The 17183-nt window shown below is 64.2% G+C and carries 18 protein-coding genes and 1 pseudogene; 9 read left to right on the forward strand and 10 right to left on the reverse strand.

Annotated features, from left to right (window positions below; translation table 11 throughout):
- Positions 1 to 89: 89 nt before the first annotated feature.
- The gene (locus AC0L30_RS32940; RefSeq protein ID WP_007596629.1) at positions 90 to 1001 is read right to left on the reverse strand and encodes a transglutaminase family protein; all 912 of its coding nucleotides are present in this window, start codon (positions 999 to 1001) and stop codon (positions 90 to 92) included.
- A 91-nt stretch (positions 1002 to 1092) separates the two neighbouring features.
- Here AC0L30_RS32940 and AC0L30_RS32945 point away from each other — a divergent pair, with 91 nt between their 5' ends.
- Positions 1093 to 1899, forward strand: coding sequence for an N-formylglutamate amidohydrolase (locus AC0L30_RS32945; RefSeq protein ID WP_007596632.1), 807 nt, complete (start codon positions 1093 to 1095; stop codon positions 1897 to 1899).
- A gap of 11 nt (positions 1900 to 1910) precedes the next feature.
- On the opposite strand, the gene AC0L30_RS32950 is transcribed toward AC0L30_RS32945, so the two are convergent.
- From AC0L30_RS32950 to AC0L30_RS32960, 3 genes are read right to left on the reverse strand one after another with little or no spacing between them, the layout of a single operon-like run.
- A complete protein-coding gene (locus AC0L30_RS32950) occupies positions 1911 to 2531 on the reverse strand; it encodes a LysE family translocator (protein ID WP_007596634.1) in 621 nt (206 codons plus the stop codon).
- 44 nt (positions 2532 to 2575) lie between these two features.
- Positions 2576 to 3091, reverse strand: coding sequence for a hypothetical protein (locus AC0L30_RS32955; RefSeq protein WP_007596636.1), 516 nt, complete (start codon positions 3089 to 3091; stop codon positions 2576 to 2578).
- 29 nt (positions 3092 to 3120) lie between these two features.
- Positions 3121 to 4569, reverse strand: coding sequence for an LVIVD repeat-containing protein (locus AC0L30_RS32960; RefSeq protein ID WP_219683733.1), 1449 nt, complete (start codon positions 4567 to 4569; stop codon positions 3121 to 3123).
- 116 nt (positions 4570 to 4685) lie between these two features.
- Between AC0L30_RS32960 and AC0L30_RS32965 the strand changes: the two genes are divergently transcribed.
- From AC0L30_RS32965 to AC0L30_RS32975, 3 genes are read left to right on the forward strand one after another with little or no spacing between them, the layout of a single operon-like run.
- Entirely contained in the window at positions 4686 to 5000 is a 315-nt protein-coding gene (locus tag AC0L30_RS32965; RefSeq protein WP_219683740.1) for an ArsR/SmtB family transcription factor, read from the forward strand.
- Positions 4993 to 5463: an SRPBCC family protein gene (locus AC0L30_RS32970; RefSeq protein WP_354202470.1), complete on the forward strand. Its 471-nt coding sequence runs from the start codon at positions 4993 to 4995 to the stop codon at positions 5461 to 5463. Before AC0L30_RS32965 ends, AC0L30_RS32970 begins: the two co-directional genes overlap by 8 nt.
- The gene (locus tag AC0L30_RS32975; protein ID WP_007596644.1) at positions 5460 to 5972 is read left to right on the forward strand and encodes an SRPBCC family protein; all 513 of its coding nucleotides are present in this window, start codon (positions 5460 to 5462) and stop codon (positions 5970 to 5972) included. The genes AC0L30_RS32970 and AC0L30_RS32975 overlap by 4 nt, the downstream gene beginning before the upstream one ends.
- 18 nt (positions 5973 to 5990) lie before the next feature.
- On the opposite strand, the gene AC0L30_RS32980 is transcribed toward AC0L30_RS32975, so the two are convergent.
- A complete protein-coding gene (locus AC0L30_RS32980) occupies positions 5991 to 6170 on the reverse strand; it encodes a hypothetical protein (protein WP_035995268.1) in 180 nt (59 codons plus the stop codon).
- 392 nt (positions 6171 to 6562) lie between these two features.
- On the opposite strand from AC0L30_RS32980, the gene AC0L30_RS32985 reads away from it, so the two are divergent.
- Together AC0L30_RS32985 and AC0L30_RS32990 are read left to right on the forward strand one after the other, a co-directional pair.
- Positions 6563 to 7369 (forward strand): transglutaminase-like domain-containing protein, encoded by an 807-nt coding sequence (locus AC0L30_RS32985; protein WP_354169347.1) that lies wholly within the window; start codon positions 6563 to 6565, stop codon positions 7367 to 7369.
- The gene (locus AC0L30_RS32990; protein ID WP_219683727.1) at positions 7369 to 7560 is read left to right on the forward strand and encodes a hypothetical protein; all 192 of its coding nucleotides are present in this window, start codon (positions 7369 to 7371) and stop codon (positions 7558 to 7560) included. The genes AC0L30_RS32985 and AC0L30_RS32990 overlap by 1 nt, the downstream gene beginning before the upstream one ends.
- Positions 7561 to 7587: 27 nt before the next feature.
- On the opposite strand, the gene AC0L30_RS32995 is transcribed toward AC0L30_RS32990, so the two are convergent.
- Positions 7588 to 8361, reverse strand: coding sequence for a DUF2189 domain-containing protein (locus tag AC0L30_RS32995; RefSeq protein WP_354169344.1), 774 nt, complete (start codon positions 8359 to 8361; stop codon positions 7588 to 7590).
- Positions 8362 to 8677: 316 nt separating this feature from the next.
- Here AC0L30_RS32995 and AC0L30_RS33000 point away from each other — a divergent pair, with 316 nt between their 5' ends.
- Positions 8678 to 10906, forward strand: coding sequence for an ATP-binding protein (locus tag AC0L30_RS33000; RefSeq protein ID WP_473406122.1), 2229 nt, complete (start codon positions 8678 to 8680; stop codon positions 10904 to 10906).
- A gap of 14 nt (positions 10907 to 10920) precedes the next feature.
- On the opposite strand, the gene AC0L30_RS33005 is transcribed toward AC0L30_RS33000, so the two are convergent.
- The 4 genes and pseudogenes from AC0L30_RS33005 to AC0L30_RS33020 form a co-directional block, all read right to left on the reverse strand.
- Positions 10921 to 12531, reverse strand: coding sequence for an acyl-CoA synthetase (locus AC0L30_RS33005; protein WP_354202467.1), 1611 nt, complete (start codon positions 12529 to 12531; stop codon positions 10921 to 10923).
- A 119-nt stretch (positions 12532 to 12650) separates the two neighbouring features.
- The gene (locus AC0L30_RS33010; protein ID WP_473406123.1) at positions 12651 to 13787 is read right to left on the reverse strand and encodes an epoxide hydrolase family protein; all 1137 of its coding nucleotides are present in this window, start codon (positions 13785 to 13787) and stop codon (positions 12651 to 12653) included.
- Between the two features lie 150 nt (positions 13788 to 13937).
- Positions 13938 to 14393 (reverse strand): GatB/YqeY domain-containing protein, encoded by a 456-nt coding sequence (locus AC0L30_RS33015; protein WP_473406124.1) that lies wholly within the window; start codon positions 14391 to 14393, stop codon positions 13938 to 13940.
- A 33-nt stretch (positions 14394 to 14426) separates the two neighbouring features.
- Positions 14427 to 15170 (reverse strand): annotated as a pseudogene (locus AC0L30_RS33020) (alpha/beta fold hydrolase); the annotation flags it as partial.
- Positions 15171 to 15301: 131 nt separating this feature from the next.
- On the opposite strand from AC0L30_RS33020, the gene carA reads away from it, so the two are divergent.
- Together carA and AC0L30_RS33030 are read left to right on the forward strand one after the other, a co-directional pair.
- Positions 15302 to 16492: a glutamine-hydrolyzing carbamoyl-phosphate synthase small subunit gene (gene carA / locus AC0L30_RS33025; RefSeq protein ID WP_007596664.1), complete on the forward strand. Its 1191-nt coding sequence runs from the start codon at positions 15302 to 15304 to the stop codon at positions 16490 to 16492.
- 165 nt (positions 16493 to 16657) lie between these two features.
- Entirely contained in the window at positions 16658 to 17179 is a 522-nt protein-coding gene (locus tag AC0L30_RS33030; protein WP_354202462.1) for a hypothetical protein, read from the forward strand.
- Positions 17180 to 17183 lie beyond the last annotated feature (4 nt).

The following is a 17183-nucleotide window of genomic DNA, read 5'->3' on the forward strand; positions in this document are numbered from 1 at the left end:
CCCCCCCCCCCCCCCCCCCCCCCCCCCCCCCCCCCCCCCCCCCCCCCCCCCCCCCCCCCCCCCCCCCCCCCCCCCACGGCGGTGAGCGTCTACGAAACTTCGGCTTCCAGCTCCTCGCCGCTGCGTTGCTCGTCCGACACCACCCTGATGGTCACGTCCATGGCATCGAACGCGCCCGCAGCGCCGATATAGACGCCGTGCAGCGGGATCGCCTGGCGCGGATCGCGTGCGACCGCGACGCGGATGAGGTCGCGGGTGCCGACGATGCCGTTGGTCGGATCGAACTCAATCCAGCCCGCGCTCGGCAGGTAGACCTGCACCCAGGCATGCGTCGAACCACCGCCGACATGGCGCTGCTCGATATCCTCCGGCAGGAAGATGTAGCCGGAGACGAATCGTGCGGCGATGCCGAGATGGCGCAGCGCCTCGATCATGAACAGCGCGTAATCGCGGCAGGTCCCGCTACCGGACTGCAAGGTGTCGAGCGGATGCTGCGTGCCCAACTCGTGGCGCTTGCGGTATTTAAACCGCTCGCGGATGCCGTGGGTCATGCCGCTCAGAATCTTGAAGGTCGGCGTCGGCGCGTCCTCGTCGAGAAAGCCGCGCGCCCATTCCGCGATCTCGCCGTCGGGATCGGTATATTGCGGCGTGATGTAGTGGACGAGGTCGGGAAATTCCTCGTCGTCATAGGCGAACGGATAGAAATAGGCCGAGTCGTCCGGCGTCAGCGCGAACTCCTCGACCGGATTGTGCTCGACGGTGACGTGCCAGTCGAAGACCAGCGTGTCCGCGCGCTCGTCGAAATTCGCGATCGCGACCGAATTGCCGAACACGTCGTGGATCCAGTGCAGCGACATCGGCTCGGGCGAGATCTCGAGCCTGGAGTCGAGCACGCGCAGATCATGCCCGTCGCTGGGACGCAGCATGATCCTGTGTTCGCCGAACGCCACAGGGCGGGTGTAGCGATATTCGGTCTTGTGATGAATCGTCAGCAGCGGCATCGTCAGGCAATCATGGTGATGTCGGGCGGACCAATCTATAGCAATCCAGCCCGATTCTTTGGGGTGACTGCTGTTTCATTAGGCAATCAGGATGGCTTTAGACACAATCGAGGCGACCAATCAACTCCTCAGCGAGGGTGACGTCCCCCCGGTGCACGAGGTGAATGCGCAAGGGACATCGCCTTTTTTGCTCACCTCGGACCACTACGGACGGGTCCTGCCGCGTACGCTTGGCGATCTGGGCGTCGCGGGAGGCGAGCTGACGCGGCATATCGCCTGGGACATCGGCATCGCGGGGGTTGCCGACCGGCTGGCAGAGATGCTGGGCGCACATCTGATCGCCCAGCGCTATTCGCGGCTGGTGATCGACTGCAACCGGCCGCCGGCCGCCATGAGCTCGATCCCCGTGATTTCCGAAGCAACCGCGATCCCGCGCAACGAGGGAATTTCGGAGCAGGAGCGCAAAGCGCGCAGGCGCGAGATTTTCGAGCCCTATCACCGCCGTATCGATGCCGCGATCGACCGCCGCGTGCACGACAAGCGGCCGACGGTGCTGGTGTCGCTGCACAGCTTCACCCCCGTTTACGCCGGCGTCGCGCGTCCCTGGCACATCGGCGCGCTCTACAATCGCGACACCGTGCTGCCGCAGCTGCTGCTCAAGCATCTGCGCAGCGAGGGCGATCTCGTCGTCGGCGATAACGAACCCTATGCGGTGAACGACCTCACCGACTACACCATCCCCGTGCATGGCGAAGCCCGCGGCCTCGTCAACACCGGCATCGAGATCCGCCAGGATCTGATCGCCGACCAGTCCGGCCAGCAACAATGGGCCGAGCGGCTGGCGCGGATTTTCGCGGAGATCGAGCTGGAGCTGCGGGCGGCGAGGCTGGTCGATTAGCCCGATGGCGGTTATTTCGCCCTGGTCAGCGCCAGCCAGATGCCGCCGCCGATCATGAAGCCGCCGGAGATGCGCGACATCATGCGGGTGCGGCGAGCCGAGAAGAACTTTCGGGCACGCCCGGCGGCGATGGCGTAGAGCGCGTCCGTCATCACCGCAGTGACCATGAAGGTAGCTCCCAGCAGCGCGACCTGCGGGAAGTGGTCGCGGTTCATGTCCATAAACTGCGGGATGAAGGCGCCGAAGAACACCAGCACTTTCGGGTTCGACAGCAGCACCAGGAAACCTTGCAGGAAGAATCCGCCGCGCGGCGGCGCCGGCGGCTCGTCCACCTTGACGCCCTCGACCGGCGCCCAGATCAGCTTGATGCCGAGCCAGACCAGATAGGCGGCGCCGGCAAAGCGCACCCAGTCGAACCAGTAGCCCATGGTCGCCATGAGTGAGGTCAGGCCGACCGCGACGATGCCGATGACGATGGCGAGGCCGGCCTGCGCACCGGCCACATTGGTCAGCGCCGCACGCGTGCCGTGACGCAGCCCGTTGGCGATGACGAGGGTGACGATCGGCCCCGGCAGCAGCGCGAGCGCGATGCAGGCGGCAAGGAAGGCGAGATAGGCTTGCAGAGACATCATGGGAGGACTCGCTGAGAGCGGTTTGGGACATTAATGCATGACCCTCAGTTTCCGTCCAGCGCAGCCGTCACCCACGTCTTCATCTCCGGCGTCTGCAGGAACACGAGCACCGCGCGCTGCATCACGCCTGTTCCCCCGCTTCCCTGCGCAGCCGCAACGAAGAGATCGCAGCCCCGTGAGACGGCGATGCCGAGCGCGGCGTGACGAGTGTGGTCGGGCCTGTCCAGATCATAGCGCCTGGCACGGCCGCGCATCGCTCCAATGCCAACTTCCTCACCCGGCGCGACGGCCGCAAAGCGCGGGCTGATCAGATCGATATCCGCAACACGATCGACCTCGTCGTCATCGGCGACACCGCGGTCACAGCTGCAAAAGCCGCGTTTTGCGCGCAGGTACAGCTCAGTGCCGGCGCAGGCGCCATCGCAACGGAACGCGCGCCCGGACGGCCAGCCGTCGCGCGGGAACGGCCAGGCGATCTCGCGCCAGCGCGCCGTCTCTTCGGCGGGTGCCGGCGCAAGCTGATAGGTCGCGACCCCGGACACACCGAGTGCGATCACCATTGCTGCTAACGCTGCCCCACGCCGCATCGTCAGGTCTTCGGCAGACCGGCGACGGCGCGCGCGGATCCGGTCAATTCAAGAATGTGCAGGCCGGTATTGGCGCGATCGACGATATAGACATATCCGCGGTCGTCGGTCTCGACATTGTTGGTCTGGATCGCGACCTTGCAGCGTTGGCCGCCCTCGATCGGGATGCAGCGCTTGTCGGTCGCGCTCGTGATCGACGGAATGAAGTAGCCGACTTCCTTAGGATGATAGGGGTCGCGGATGTCGAGCGCGCGCACGCCGGCATTGAAGAAGGCGATGAAAGCCATCTTCTTGTAATAGACCGGCGCCATGCTCTCGTTCGCGGAATGCGAACCAAAGCGGCCGCCGCGCTGGCAGAACTGTCCGCTCGCCTCCGGCACGGTGTAGCTCGAGATCATCATCGGCCGCGTCTCGGTGGTGACGTCGGCAAACCAGACCATCTGCCGCGCCTCGCCGCATTCGTTGAGGATCGCCTCGTCGACGATCATGACGATGTCTCGGGTCTTGCCGTCCTTGTCCTCGGCAAATTCCGCAACCGGCATGTCGAGCATCGGAAACGTGGTGTGTGCGCCGTTGAAGGCGGACATCGGCAGGCGCGAAATCTCCGGAAAACGCAGATTGTCCGGCGTCGGCTCCTTCGGCCCGTTCAAGAGCTTGTCGCGATCGACGATCTGCAGGATGCCGCCCTTGTTGGTGCCGTAGCCGAAAAAGACACGATTGCCGTTGGGCCCGGTCGAGATCGGTCCATGCAATTCGGTCGGCACCGGGCCGGTCGAACCGGGCTCCTGACCGGGCAGGCCAAAATCCCTGATCTTCTGTGGATGGGCGGGATCACTGAGATCATAGACCTGCGTCATGCGCCGCGTGCGCCAGTCCGGCGCGCCCGAGACCAGGAAGGCAATGCCGGTGTCGCACTCCCACCAACTCTTGTGCGTGTCCTTCAGACCGTCAATGCGCGTGATGAGCACCGGGCTTGCGGGATCGGAGACGTTCCAGATCTCATGCGCCTGACCACCGAAAGTGCGCAGCATGTAGACCGCATTGGAATCCCCTTTCGGCAGCGATTTGCCGTCGCAGACCCGCACCATCTGCGCGCCGCCAGATTCATACTTGCCTTCCTGCCCCGGCAGGTGCCGCAGATACTTTGGCTTCGCGGGATCGGTGACGTCGACGATCGAGGTTCCGTTCGGCTCGGCCTGCCCCGTCATCGGATTGACGGGCGCGGGCACATCGTCAGTGCCGCCGTGATGACCGATATAGGCGATCCAGCGGTCGCCCTGGTGATGAATGGTCGGCTGATACGCGCTGCGCGCCTGAAGGTCGCTCACACCGACCAGCTTCATGTTGGAAGCTTCAGGCGGCGCGCCGATGGTCTGCTCCTGTTGTGCCTGTGCCGCGATGCTGCAGGCAGAAACGGCGAGGCCTATCGCAAGCGGGACCCAACGGAACATCAAAGTCCTCCCGGAACCAATCTGTGTTGGCTGAGCGTTGACGCTAGCACAGCCATTTGCTGGCGCCAAAGAGACCATCTTGACAGGCAACCATTTGGTTGCCTATTATCGCCGCCATGGATGAGGTCTTCAAAGCGCTCGCCGATGCGTCACGACGGTCGCTGCTCGACAGGCTTCACACCAGGAACGGCCAGACGCTGAACGAGCTCTGCGAAGGCCTCGCGATGACGCGCCAGGCGGTGACCAAGCACCTTGCCATTCTGGAAGACGCCAATCTGGTCACGACCATCAGGCACGGCCGCGAGAAGCTGCACTATCTCAATCCGGTTCCGATCCATCAGATCGGCGAACGCTGGATCAAGAAATTCGAGCGCGGCAAGCTCGCCGCACTCGGCGAGTTGAAACGCCAGTTGGAGAAGCGTGATGAGTAAGCCGCAATTCGTCTATGTCACCTACATCGAGACCACGCCAACGAGGCTGTGGGAGGCGCTGACATCAAGCGAGTTCAGCAAGCAATACTGGTTCGGCGCCGAGGTCAGATCCGACTGGAAAATCGGCTCCCCTTTCGCGCTGCTGCTGGATGGCGAGACCACGGATTCCGGCGAGATCCTCGAAGCCGATCCGCCGCGGCGGTTGTCCTACAGCTTCAAGCATGAGAAATATGAGGAGCTGCGCAGTGAGCCGATCTCGCGCGTCGTGTTCACCATCGAACCGTTCGGCTCGCTCGTGCGTTTGACGGTGCTGCATGACGGCTTCGTCGAAGGCGGCAAATATCTCGGCGCCGTTTCCAACGGCTGGCCGGCGATCCTGTCCGGTCTCAAGAGCCTGCTGGAAAGCGGCAAAGTGCTGGCCATTCCGCGTGCAGCCCTCAACAAGGGATTCGATGCAAAATGAACCTCGATCAGTTCAAGCCGCTCACCGTCTACACGATTTACATCGCCGCGACGCCGGACAAGGTGTGGGAGGCGCTGACCTCCGCCGAGTTCAGCCGCAAATACTTTTCCGGCTTTGCGGTTGAGATGGAGCCAAGACTCGGCGGCAAATTCATCGTCCGCGCGCCTGACGGGTCGGAACACATCTCGGGTGACGTGTTCGAATACGATCCGCCGACCAAGCTGACGGTGACGTGGAACGTCAACTGGCCCGACCTCGTCGCGAAGCTCGGCACCACGCTTGTCACTTATGAGATCGAACAAGCCGGCGAGGCCGTCCGCCTCACCATGAGCGAACGTCACGACCGTCCGCTCAGCGACGACATCCTCTCCGGCGGCCGCACCGGCTGGCCCGCAATCCTGTCGGGGCTGAAGAGCCTGCTGGAAACGGGCAAGGCGCCGCAGATCAAGATGGCGCCGCCGGTGCAGATGCTGGAAGCGTTGAAGGCGATGGGTATCAAGACGCCGTAGCGGACGAATTCCGCCCCGTCATCGCTTCTTCTTCACCGGAGGCGGATTGATTTCGTCGATCTTGCGACTGCAATCCGCTTCCGAGCCGTGCGGGCCCGAGACAAAGGTCCCGCTGACCTTGATCGCGTACCAGCCCGACTCGACGCCGAGCCGGAGCGCTTCTTCTGTCTTGACGTGCCGTGGGGAGAGAGCTTGCATCTGGTGCTTTCGGTTGGCGTTCGATCTCATGATCGAATCGCGGTGAAACCTTCAGGCGTCCGCGGCACGCGCCTGCCGCATCCGTCTCACCCGCTGGAGCGGGCAATATGCGCAACGACGGCTGCTGCGACGTCGCGATGAGTCGGCTCCGCCGGTGCGAGGAAATGAGGCGCTTCACGTCGCGCGGATAGTCGTGGCGCTGCATAGGCGCACAGGCGACCGCTCTTTCGACATTCCCGCACCGTGCGCGCAATCGCCGCAATTAGCTATCGTTTTCTCACCCGTGCCGCGCTTTTGAAGCGCCAAATGTCACTCGCGACCGAATAAGCCGTCGAAGCCTTGTGATCGGCGGCTTCGTAGCCATGTTGGGAGCTTAGCCAAGGGAAAAACGTATGAAGCTCCGCGTCGGGTTTGAGATGCTGTACGAATTCCCGCAGCCCACGCCTATGATCATGGTGTTGGGCATGCACTTCACCCGCGCCTCCGATGTCATCGTGCCCGACCTGATGACCACGAGACCCTCGGTGCCGATCACTCCCTATCGCGACCTCTTCGGCAATTGGTGCAGCCGCATCGTGGCGCCGGCCGGCGCCTTTCGGCTTGCCGGCGACGGCGTCGTGAGCGACAGCGGCCTGCCCGACCCGGTGTTCCCGAACGCGGCTCAGCACGCCGTCGAGGCGCTGCCGACCGACACGCTCGTCTATCTGCTCGGCAGTCGCTATTGCGAGACCGATCGCCTGTCGGATATCGCATGGAAACTGTTCGAGCACACGCCGCCAGGCTGGGCGCGGGTGCAGGCCATCTGCGATTTCGTTCATCGTCACATCGCTTTCGGCTATGAGCACGCGCGCGCAACCAAGACGGCGCGGGAGGCCTACGACGAAGGCAAGGGCGTGTGCCGCGACTATGCTCATCTTGCCATCTCGTTCTGCCGCTGCATGAACATTCCGGCGCGCTACTGCACCGGCTATCTCAGCGACATCGGCACGCCGAAGCCCTGGGCCGCGGGAGATTTCGCCGGCTGGTTCGAGGCCTATCTCGGTGGAAGCTGGCACATGTTCGATCCCCGCAACAACACGCCGCGGATCGGCCGCGTGCTGATCGCACAAGGACGCGATGCCGCGGACGTCCCGATCACCCAGACCTTCGGTCCGAATAAGCTGCTCAATTTCAAAGTATGGACCGACGAGGTTGCCTGATGACAGACAACAGCGTTGCGCTCAGCGCCGATGAATTTGCGTCCTTGGCCGAGATCGGCAAGGGCAAGGTACAAGGCGAAATTCCGCAAGCGCACGGCGAGCGCCTGACCAACCTCGGTTATGCGATCAGGCGCCTCGGCGAACTCGAACTGACCTCATCCGGCGAGCGTCGGCTGGCATCGGGTGAATAGCTCGCTGCCGTTGCGTTCGGCTTCCTGCTACGCCACCGGCACCACGATCCGCCGATAAAGATGCCAGGTCGCGTGCCCGAGCACGGGCAACGTCACCACCAGCCCCAGAAAATACGGCAGCGCCGAGACGATCAGGACCATCACGATCACCGCGGCCCAGCCAATCATCGGCAGGGGGCTGGCCACGACCGCGCGCACGCTCGTTACCATCGCCGTGACGAAATCGACCTCGCGGTCGAGCAGCAGCGGAAACGACACCACGGTCAGCGAAAACAGGATCAGCGACAGCACCGCGCCGACCGCGTTGCCGATGCCGAGGAAAAGCAGGCCTTCATTCGTGGTCAGCACCACCGTCATGAACTCCTGCAGGCTCGAGAACGAGGCATGCAGGCCAAGCAGCAGCGCGATCAGAAGCCGCACCTGATACATCCAGACCACGAAGACGAACAGCGTGACGAAGGCCATCCAGCCGATCTCGCTGCGCGCGCGCACGGCCGACCAGATCGCGCCAAGCGAGACGGGCTCGCCGCGTTCGCGGCGGCGGCTGACTTCATAGAGCCCGATCGCCACGAATGGCCCGAGCAGCGCGAAACCGGCGGCCAGCGGATAGACCAGATAGACCATGCCGAACGCCGTGAAGCACAGTATGATGGCGATGCCGCCGGCGGCGTAGAGCGCACCGAAGCAAAGGCCGTAAAGCGGCAGCGCCTGGAAATCACGCAGGCCCTCGACCAGCGCCTCGGCGATGTCGGTCGCCGCGACGGGACGCACCACCGGATCGACCTTGCCCGAAATGGACATCAGCTACCTCCTCGTTGGCCGGCGCGATCTCCGTCGCGCGCGGATTGACCTTGATCTTAGCGTCCCCGCGGCCAGCGCGCACGCGCGAGTTGGATTGCTGCACGACGGTATCCCGACGCCGCCGGCGCAGACCGAGGAAAGCCGTCGCGCCGGCGGCGGCGCTCCCTTCGGGGAGCTCATCCGTGCTGCACGCGGCTCTGAATCTTTCCCGCCGAGGACTTTTTCGGCCCGTTGCCTATGGACTGAGCGGAGGATGGTGCCGCAAATTGGGTCCTTGAACGAGCACCTGCGATGACCAGAGTGGACCGTCCGACCGATGAGCTTGCGTACCCGGCTACTGATACTCGTCATCGCGGCCATGCTGGTGCCGGCGAGCCTCGTCGGGCTGCGTTTCGTGCAGAACCGGAGCAGTGAAATCAACGCCGCACTGGCCAATCTAGCGGCCTCGGCCGACGACATTGCGAGCGACCTGGGCGAGAAGATTCAGGGCACCACGCAGCTTCACTACGGTCTGGCCCGCGCGCGCGACATCGACACGCGCGACAAGGCGGCATGCTCGGCGTTTCTGTCGGACGTGCGCGAGGAATACCCTCAGTTCACGGGAATCCTGACGATCGACCCGGACGGCAACCTCTTCTGCGACTCGCTGCGGACCAACCGCACCCTCGATCTGAGGGATCGCGCCTATTTCAAGCAGGCCCTGGTCTCGCGCAGCGTCGTGGTTGAGCCGGTATTCGGCCGGCTGACCGGAATATCGGTGCTCCAGATCGCATATCCGGTGCGATCGGAGGCGGGCGCGCTGAAGCTGGTGCTGCTCGCCTCGTTCAACCTGCGAAAATTCGCCGAGTATCACCACAAGCGGCTGCTCGCCGAGAAGGATATCCTGCTCATCGACAGCAAGGGCACCGTTCTCGTCGCTCCCTCGGGAGCCGGCTGGACCGCGCCCGTGGGCGCGTCGATTGCTGGATCCGACCTGCTCCGCTTTGCGACGACTCCCGATCAAAAGGCATTTCAGGAAGTGACCGATCGCGACGGCCGCACGCAGGTCTGGGCCGTCGCCCACTCACCTTCGATCCGTGATGCCGGCCTCTACATCCTGGTCGGACGGTCCAAGGACGGATTGGTCGCGGCGGCAAATCGCCGGCTCTACGAGGACATGGCGATCCTCGCGGTGGCCTTGCTGCTGCTGCTCGCCGGTGTATGGATCCTCGCGACCGTGAGCGTCGGGCGCCAGGTCGGGCGGCTCGCCAACATGGCGAAGAGACTCGGGCTCGGCGATCTCAGCGCGCGAATTCCTCCTCCCCATCCGCGCGGCGAGCTGGGCGGATTGATGACCCTGCTCAATGGCACCGCCGAGTCGCTTGAGCAGCAACGCGCGGCCATCGCGGACCTCAACCAGAGGCTCAGCCAATCCCAGAAGATGGAGGCCATGGGCCAGCTTACCGGCGGCGTGGCGCATGACTTCAACAACCTCCTCACCGTCATCCTCGGCAATTCGGAGCACCTTGCCGACAGGCTGGCGGGGAACAAGGAGTTGCACCGGATCGCCGGCGACATCGCGACAGCCGCCGAACGCGGCTCCGACCTGACGCGCAGCCTGCTCGCCTTCGCGCGCAAGCAGCCCCTGAGGCCGCGAGACATCGAAATCGGCGACAAGATTAAGGAGATGGAGCACTTGTTGCGCCGCCCCTTGGGCGAGCACATCGAATGCACCTTCGCGCTCGCGCCGGACCTGTGGTTGATCAGCGTCGATCCCGGCCAGCTAACGACGGCGCTGCTCAATCTCGTGCTCAACGCGCGCGATGTCATGCAGTTGGGCGGCAGGCTGACCATCGAGGCGCGCAACGTCTCGCTCGGTGAATCCGACTTGGACATCAATGGCGAACCGCGACCAGGCGACTATGTCATGGTGGCCGTGACCGACACCGGCAGCGGCATGACCGCCGAGGTGGCGAGCCGGGCGTTCGAGCCGTTCTTCACCACCAAGGAGGTCGGCAAGGGGACCGGGCTCGGCCTGAGCATGGTCTACGGGTTTGTGCGGCAGTCCGGCGGATTGGTGCAGATGCAGTCTGCGCCGAGGCAAGGCAGCGCCGTCAGGCTGTTCTTTCCCCGCCTGGCCACGCCGCCAAACGAGGACGCCTCACCCGCCGAAGGGATCGTCGCGCGCGAAGGAAGCGAGACCATTCTCGTCGTCGAGGACAACGATATGGTTCGGACCTATGTCGAAAGCGAGCTGAAGACGCTCGGCTATCGCGTCATCACAGCCGCGAGCGGCCCGGCTGCGCTCGACCTGTTGCACCAGTCCGGGGACATCGACCTGCTGTTCACCGACGTCGTGATGCCCGGCGGCATGTTCGGGCCGGAGCTTGCCAGGCAAGCAATCCAGCTGCGGCCCGGGCTCAAGGTGCTCTTCACCTCCGGCTACAGCCAAAATCCGGTCAAGGCCCCCGACGGGATTGGCGATGCCCGCATCCTGACCAAGCCGTTCCGGCGGCGAGACCTCGCCGCGATGCTGCGGTCCGCGCTGTCGACGCCGCAGCGGTGAGATGACGATGTGCTCTACCCGAGCGCTCGCAGCTCGCGCCGCAGCACCTTTCCGGTGGCGGTCATCGGCAGTGTCTCCGCGAACTCCACGAAGCGCGGGTATTCGTGGGCGGCGAGCTGTATCTTGACGAACTCCTGGATTTCTCGCGCGAGTGCGTCGCCGGCGGCGAAGCCCGGACGCAGCACGATCCAGGCCTTGATCGATTCGGTGCGGATCGGATCGGGAATGCCGACCACCGCCGCCATCGCCACCGCCGGATGCTTCATCAGCGTGTGCTCGATCTCGGACGGACCGACGCGATAACCGGCGGTGGTGATGACGTCGTCCTCGCGGCTGATGTACCAGAAGTAACCGTCCTCGTCCTGGATACCGAGATCGCCGGTGAGCAGGAACTCGCCGGCATATTTCTTCGCCGTCGCGTCCGGATTGCGCCAGTATTCGAGCATCGTGCAAGGACAGGGTTGGCGCACGCCGATGATGCCGCGCTGGCCACGTGGCTGCTCCTCGCCTCTGTCGTTGACGATGCGAACATCGAAACCCGGCGTCGCCTTGCCCATCGAACCGGGGCGAATCGGAAACAGATTCGCGTTGCTGCCGATCACGAGATTGCATTCGGTCTGGCCAAACACCTCATGCGCGTCGATGCCGAAAGTCTCGCGCACCCAGCCGAGCAACTCGCCACCAAGGGACTCGCCGCCGGTAAAGATGCTGCGCAGCCTGACGCCCGGATGCGTCACCCCGGCCTGCCGCATCAGCTTCAGCGCGGTCGGCGGCAGGAAGACATTGCGCACGCCGAGATCGGCCATCATCTGCATCGCCGCCTGCGGCTCGAACTTTCGCGCGCGGTGACCGACCAGGGGAATGCCGTGATACCAGAACGCGAACAGGCCGTTGATGAGGCCGCCGATCCAGGCCCAGTCAGCCGGCGTCCACATCAGATCGCCGGGACGCGGCAGGAAGTTGTGGCACATCTCGACATTGGGGAGATGTCCGAGCACGACGCGGTGCGCGTGCAGCGCGCCCTTCGGATTGCCTGTCGTGCCCGAAGTGTAGATGATCAGCGCGGGATCGTCCGCAGACGTCTCCACCAGCGTGAAATCGGGCGATGCAGCCTTGACCGAATCCCAGAACGATGTCGTGCCCGCCGGCGTTCGTTCGCCAACGATGTAGATATTCTTAAGCTCCGGCAGACGGTCGCGAATCTTCGAAAGCTTCTCCCAGCCGCCCGCGTCGGTGAAGATCGCCTTGGCCTGCGAGTTCGACAGACGGAATTCCAGCGCGTCTTCGCCGAACAATGCGAACAGCGGAATGGAGATCATCGCCGATCGGAACGCGGCCATGTGCGCGATCGGCAGTTCCAGCGACTGCGACAGGAACACCGCGACGCGGTCGCCGCGGGCAAGACCATCCGCCTTCAGCACATTGGCCAAGCGGCGCGACATCTCCGCGACCTCGTCGAAGGATGTGCGCGTGATGGCGCCGTTCTCGTCGAGATAGACCAGCGCCAGCCGGCCGGTACCGTCGGCGTGGCGATCGCAGCAGGCCTCCGCCATGTTGAAGCGCGCCGGGATCTCCCAGCGGAAATTGCTGTAGAGTTCGTCGTAGGTGCTGGCTTGGGTGAGCATGGTCGTTTCCCGGCCGCGTCGTCATGGCCGGACTTGTTCCGGCCATCCACGTTCTTGTTTGGCCTCAGTTTAAGGACGTGGATGCCCGGGACAAGCCCGGGCAAGACGGAGAATGCGTCTCAGCGCACCGTCCGGAAGAAATTTCTGACCTCGTCGACATAGAGCTCCGGCTGCTCGAATGCGGCGAAATGCCCGCCCTTCTCCATCTCGCTCCAATGCGTGATGTTGTGGAAGTTCGGCTCCATCCAGCGCCGCACCGGCGTGATGATCTCCTTGGGAAAGACAGCGACGCCCGTCGGCACCTTGACGACCGGCGTGGTCCGGCGCTTGCCGAAGCTTTCCCAATAGAGCCGCGCAGACGAGGTCGCGGTCTCCGTCGCCCAGTAGAGCATGACGTTGTCGAGCAGCTCGTCCTTGGTGAAGATGTTTTCGGGATGACCGTTGCAATCGGTCCAGGCCCAGAATTTTTCCAGAATCCAGGCCGCCTGCCCGCTCGGCGAATCCGTCAGACCGTAGCCGAGTGTCTGCGGCCGCGTCGATTGCTGCTTCGAATAGCCGGAGTCGAGGTCGACGTAATGCTTGAGGCCGGCGAGCGCGCGTTTCTCTTCCGGTGTCGGTTCGCCCTCGACTTTCGGCGCGGCGTTGAAGGCGAGCGTGATGTGGATGCCGGCGCAATGCTCGCCGTCCTGCATGCCAAGCGAGGTCGTCACCGCCGAGCCCCAGTCGCCGCCCTGCGCGCCATAACGCGCGTAGCCGAGCCGGTCCATCAGCCTGGCCCAGGTCGCGGCGATACGATCGACGCCCCAGCCGGTGGTGTTCGGCTTGCCCGAGAACCCAAAGCCCGGCAGCGACGGACAGACGACGTGGAAGGCATCGGCGGGGTTGCCGCCATGCGCGACAGGATCGACCAGCGGCGCGATTACCTTCTGGAATTCGACGATCGAGCCGGGCCAACCATGAGTGATGATCAGCGGCAGCGCCGTCGGCTCCTTCGAGGGCGCATGCAGGAAGTGGATGTCGAGCCCGTCGATCTCGGTGGTGAACTGCTCGAAGCGGTTGAGCTGGGCCTCACGCGCGCGCCAGTCGTAGCCGTCGGCCCAATAGGTGCAGATCTCCTGGATCCATGTCAGCGGCGCACCCTGGCTCCAGTCGTCGACCAGCTCCGCCTCCGGCCAGCGCGTGCGAGCGAGGCGCGACTTGAGGTCGGTGAGGATATCGTCGCTGATGGCGATGCGAAACGGCTTGATGGCGGTCATCGGTTGCCTCCCCATTTTTTCTTGTCATTCCGGGGCGTGCGGAGCACGAGCCCGGAATCCATCGATCAACAGAGTCGGCGGCGCGATGGATTCTCAGATGCGCAATTGCGCATCATAGCTCGACGCTATGCGTCGCCCCGGAATGACGGCCTAGCCCGTCAGAGCAACCTTCACCAAACCGGACGCCTTGCCGAAATCCATCTGGCCGGCATACTTCGTCTTCAACACGGCAATCACCTTGCCCATGTCCTTCATGCCGGCGGCGCCGGTCTCGGCGACCGCGTCAGAGATCGCCTTCTTCACGTCGTCGTCCGACATCTGCTTCGGCAGATACGCCGAGATCACCGCGATCTCGTCGCGCTCCTGCGCGGCGAGTTCGGCACGGCCGCCCTTCTCGTAGAGCTCGACCGACTCCTGGCGCTGCTTGATCATCTTCTGAAACACGCCGAGCAGGTCCGCGTCCGAGAGCGGCGGCTTGCCGCTGCCGCGCGCCTCGATGTCGGCGTTCTTGATGGTCGAGTTGACCATACGTAGCGTGGACAGCTTGCGCTCTTCCTTGGCCTTCATGGCCTCCTTGACCGCATTGTTGATGTCGTCGCGCAGCATGATCGTGCTCCCCTAGAATATCCGACGCCTGATCTAGGCCGTTCGCGGCCCTGAGACAACGGGGGTTTCCAGCCATTCGACCAGCGCGCGCACCGTCGCCGCAGGCTGCTCCGGTTGCGGCAGGTGTCCGCAATTCTCCAGAACGACGAGCCTTGCGCCGGCAATGCCCTCCGCCATCTCCTTCGAGAATGCGTTGGGAATCGTGTTGTCCGCATCTCCCGTCAGCACCAATGTCGGGCATTTGATCGTCGCAAGCGTCGGCCGTGAATCCACTCGCGCGATGATCGCGGTCTGCTGTCGCAGATAGCCTTCGACGCCGACGTCCTCGCCCTGCTCGTGCACGAGCTGGCGAATACCGGAATCGTCGCGGCGAGAGGGATGGACCAGTTCGGGAAACATCTCCTCGCGCGCGGCACGCAGCTCACCGCGCCGGGCCCGCTCCATCAGGCCGCGGCGGCGCGCGGTCGCCTCCGGCGTGTCGGGCCGCGCCTGGGTGTTGATCAGCGCCAGCTTCGTCACCCGCTCGGGCGCCTGGCGCATGATCTCGAGGGCGATGTAGCCGCCCATGGAATGGCCGGCGAGCGCGAAGCGCGGCGGCGCCTCGCTCAGCACCCGTCGGGCGATTGCCGCCATGCTGTCGTCGCGAACATGGTTGGCGACCATCACCGGGCCGAACCGCCAGAGCGCCGGGATCACCGGCGCATAGATCCGGGCCGAGGAAGCTAATCCCGGAACCAGCAGAATCGGCGTCGTCTGGTCCATTATTGCCTCCCAAGCCCCGGAATTTGCCGGAAATTATGCCGCGGAGCTTAGGGGCCCAAGGCGACCTGTCAAATATGCAAAAACGCATGTGAATCCGCGCTTCTCCGCTTTGACGGCAGCGCCCGCGGGGACTATGAACCGGGCTTATGACACAATCCGAAAACGATACCGCCTGGCCGGACCACAAACCGACCGCGCTGTTGGTGCTTGCCGACGGCACAGTGCTGGAAGGCTTTGGCCTCGGCGCCGAAGGCCAAGCCGTCGGTGAGGTCTGCTTCAACACCGCGATGACCGGCTATGAGGAGATCCTCACCGATCCCTCCTATGCCGGCCAGCTCATCACCTTCACCTTCCCGCATATCGGCAATGTCGGCACCAACGACGACGACATCGAGACGGTGAACATGGCCGCGACACCAGGCGCGCGCGGCGTGATCCTGCGCACCGCGATCACCGATCCCTCGAACTACCGCGCCACCAAGCATCTCGACCAGTGGCTGAAGGCCCGCGGCATCATCGGCCTCTCCGGCATCGACACCCGCGCGCTGACCGCACTGATCCGCAACAAGGGCATGCCCAACGCCGTGATCGCGCACGCCAAAGACGGCGAGTTCGACCTGCACGGCCTGAAGGAAGAAGCGCGCGAATGGCCGGGCCTCGAGGGCATGGACCTCGTGCCGATGGTCACCTCCGGCCAGCGCTTCACCTGGGACGAGACGCCCTGGCTCTGGGAGAAGGGCTTTGGCCGTCAGGACAAGCCTGAGTTCAACGTCGTCGCCATCGACTACGGCATCAAGCGCAACATTCTGCGCCTGCTCGCCGGCGTCGGCTGCAAGGTCACGGTGGTGCCGGCAACGACGTCATCCGAGGATATCCTGGCGATGAAGCCGGATGGCGTGTTCCTGTCGAACGGTCCCGGCGATCCGGCCGCGACCGGCAAATATGCCGTGCCCGTGATCCAGGACGTGATCAAGTCCGGCACGCCGACATTCGGAATTTGTCTCGGCCATCAGATGCTCGGCCTCGCCGTCGGCGCCAAGACGAAGAAGATGCACCAGGGCCATCACGGCGCCAATCATCCCGTGAAGGACGAGACCACCGGCAAGGTCGAGATCACTTCGATGAACCACGGCTTTGCCGTGGACGAGAGCACCCTGCCGACGGGCGCGACGCAGACCCACATCTCGCTGTTCGACGGCTCCAATTGCGGCATCCAGCTCGACGGCAAGCCGGTGTTCTCGGTGCAGTACCACCCCGAGGCCTCACCGGGTCCACGCGACTCGCACTATCTGTTCCAGCGGTTTGCGGACCTGATGCGGCAGAACAAGAGCGCGTAAGGTGCGCGCTCTCCTGCAACTGCTATGACGACATCGAGCCCGGGTCTTCTCCCGGGCTTTTGTCGTTCCGGGGCGCAGCGCAGCGCGAACCCGGAATGACAGCGGAACGAGGAACGCCGCTCAATTCCTGTCGTTGATCCCTGCTACGCTCACGCAGGAGCCCTTATGTCCGTCGTCCGCGACAATGCCGAGCCGCTCGCCATCGTGTTTGAGGATGACGGGCTCGTGCCGAACAATATCCTCCCCTTCCTGGTCTACCAGGCCGCAGTGAAGCTTGATTCCAGACAGCCGGAAGAGACAATCGAACGCTTGTTCGAAGCGAACGGCTGGGGCGGCACGTGGCGCAATGGCGTCTTCGATTATCTGCATTATCATGCGACGGTGCACGAGGTGCTCGGCGTTGCGCGTGGCAGCGCCCGCGTTCGCTTCGGCGGCGACCACGGCCAGGAGCTGGAGATCAAGGCCGGCGACGTCGCGATCCTGCCCGCCGGCACAGGTCACCAACGCATTAAGGCGAGCGCGGATTTCTGTGTGATCGGCGCCTATCCGCCGGGCGCGAAGATGGAGGTCACCCGCGCAACGCCGGAGAACCACGCCAAGGCGCTGAAGACGATTCCAAAGGTCGCGCTGCCGCCGGCCGATCCGGTGACGGGCAAGAATGGCGCGCTGATGCGGTTGTGGCGGTAGCTAC

It is taken from the genome of Bradyrhizobium sp. MI1.11 (assembly GCF_055811255.1).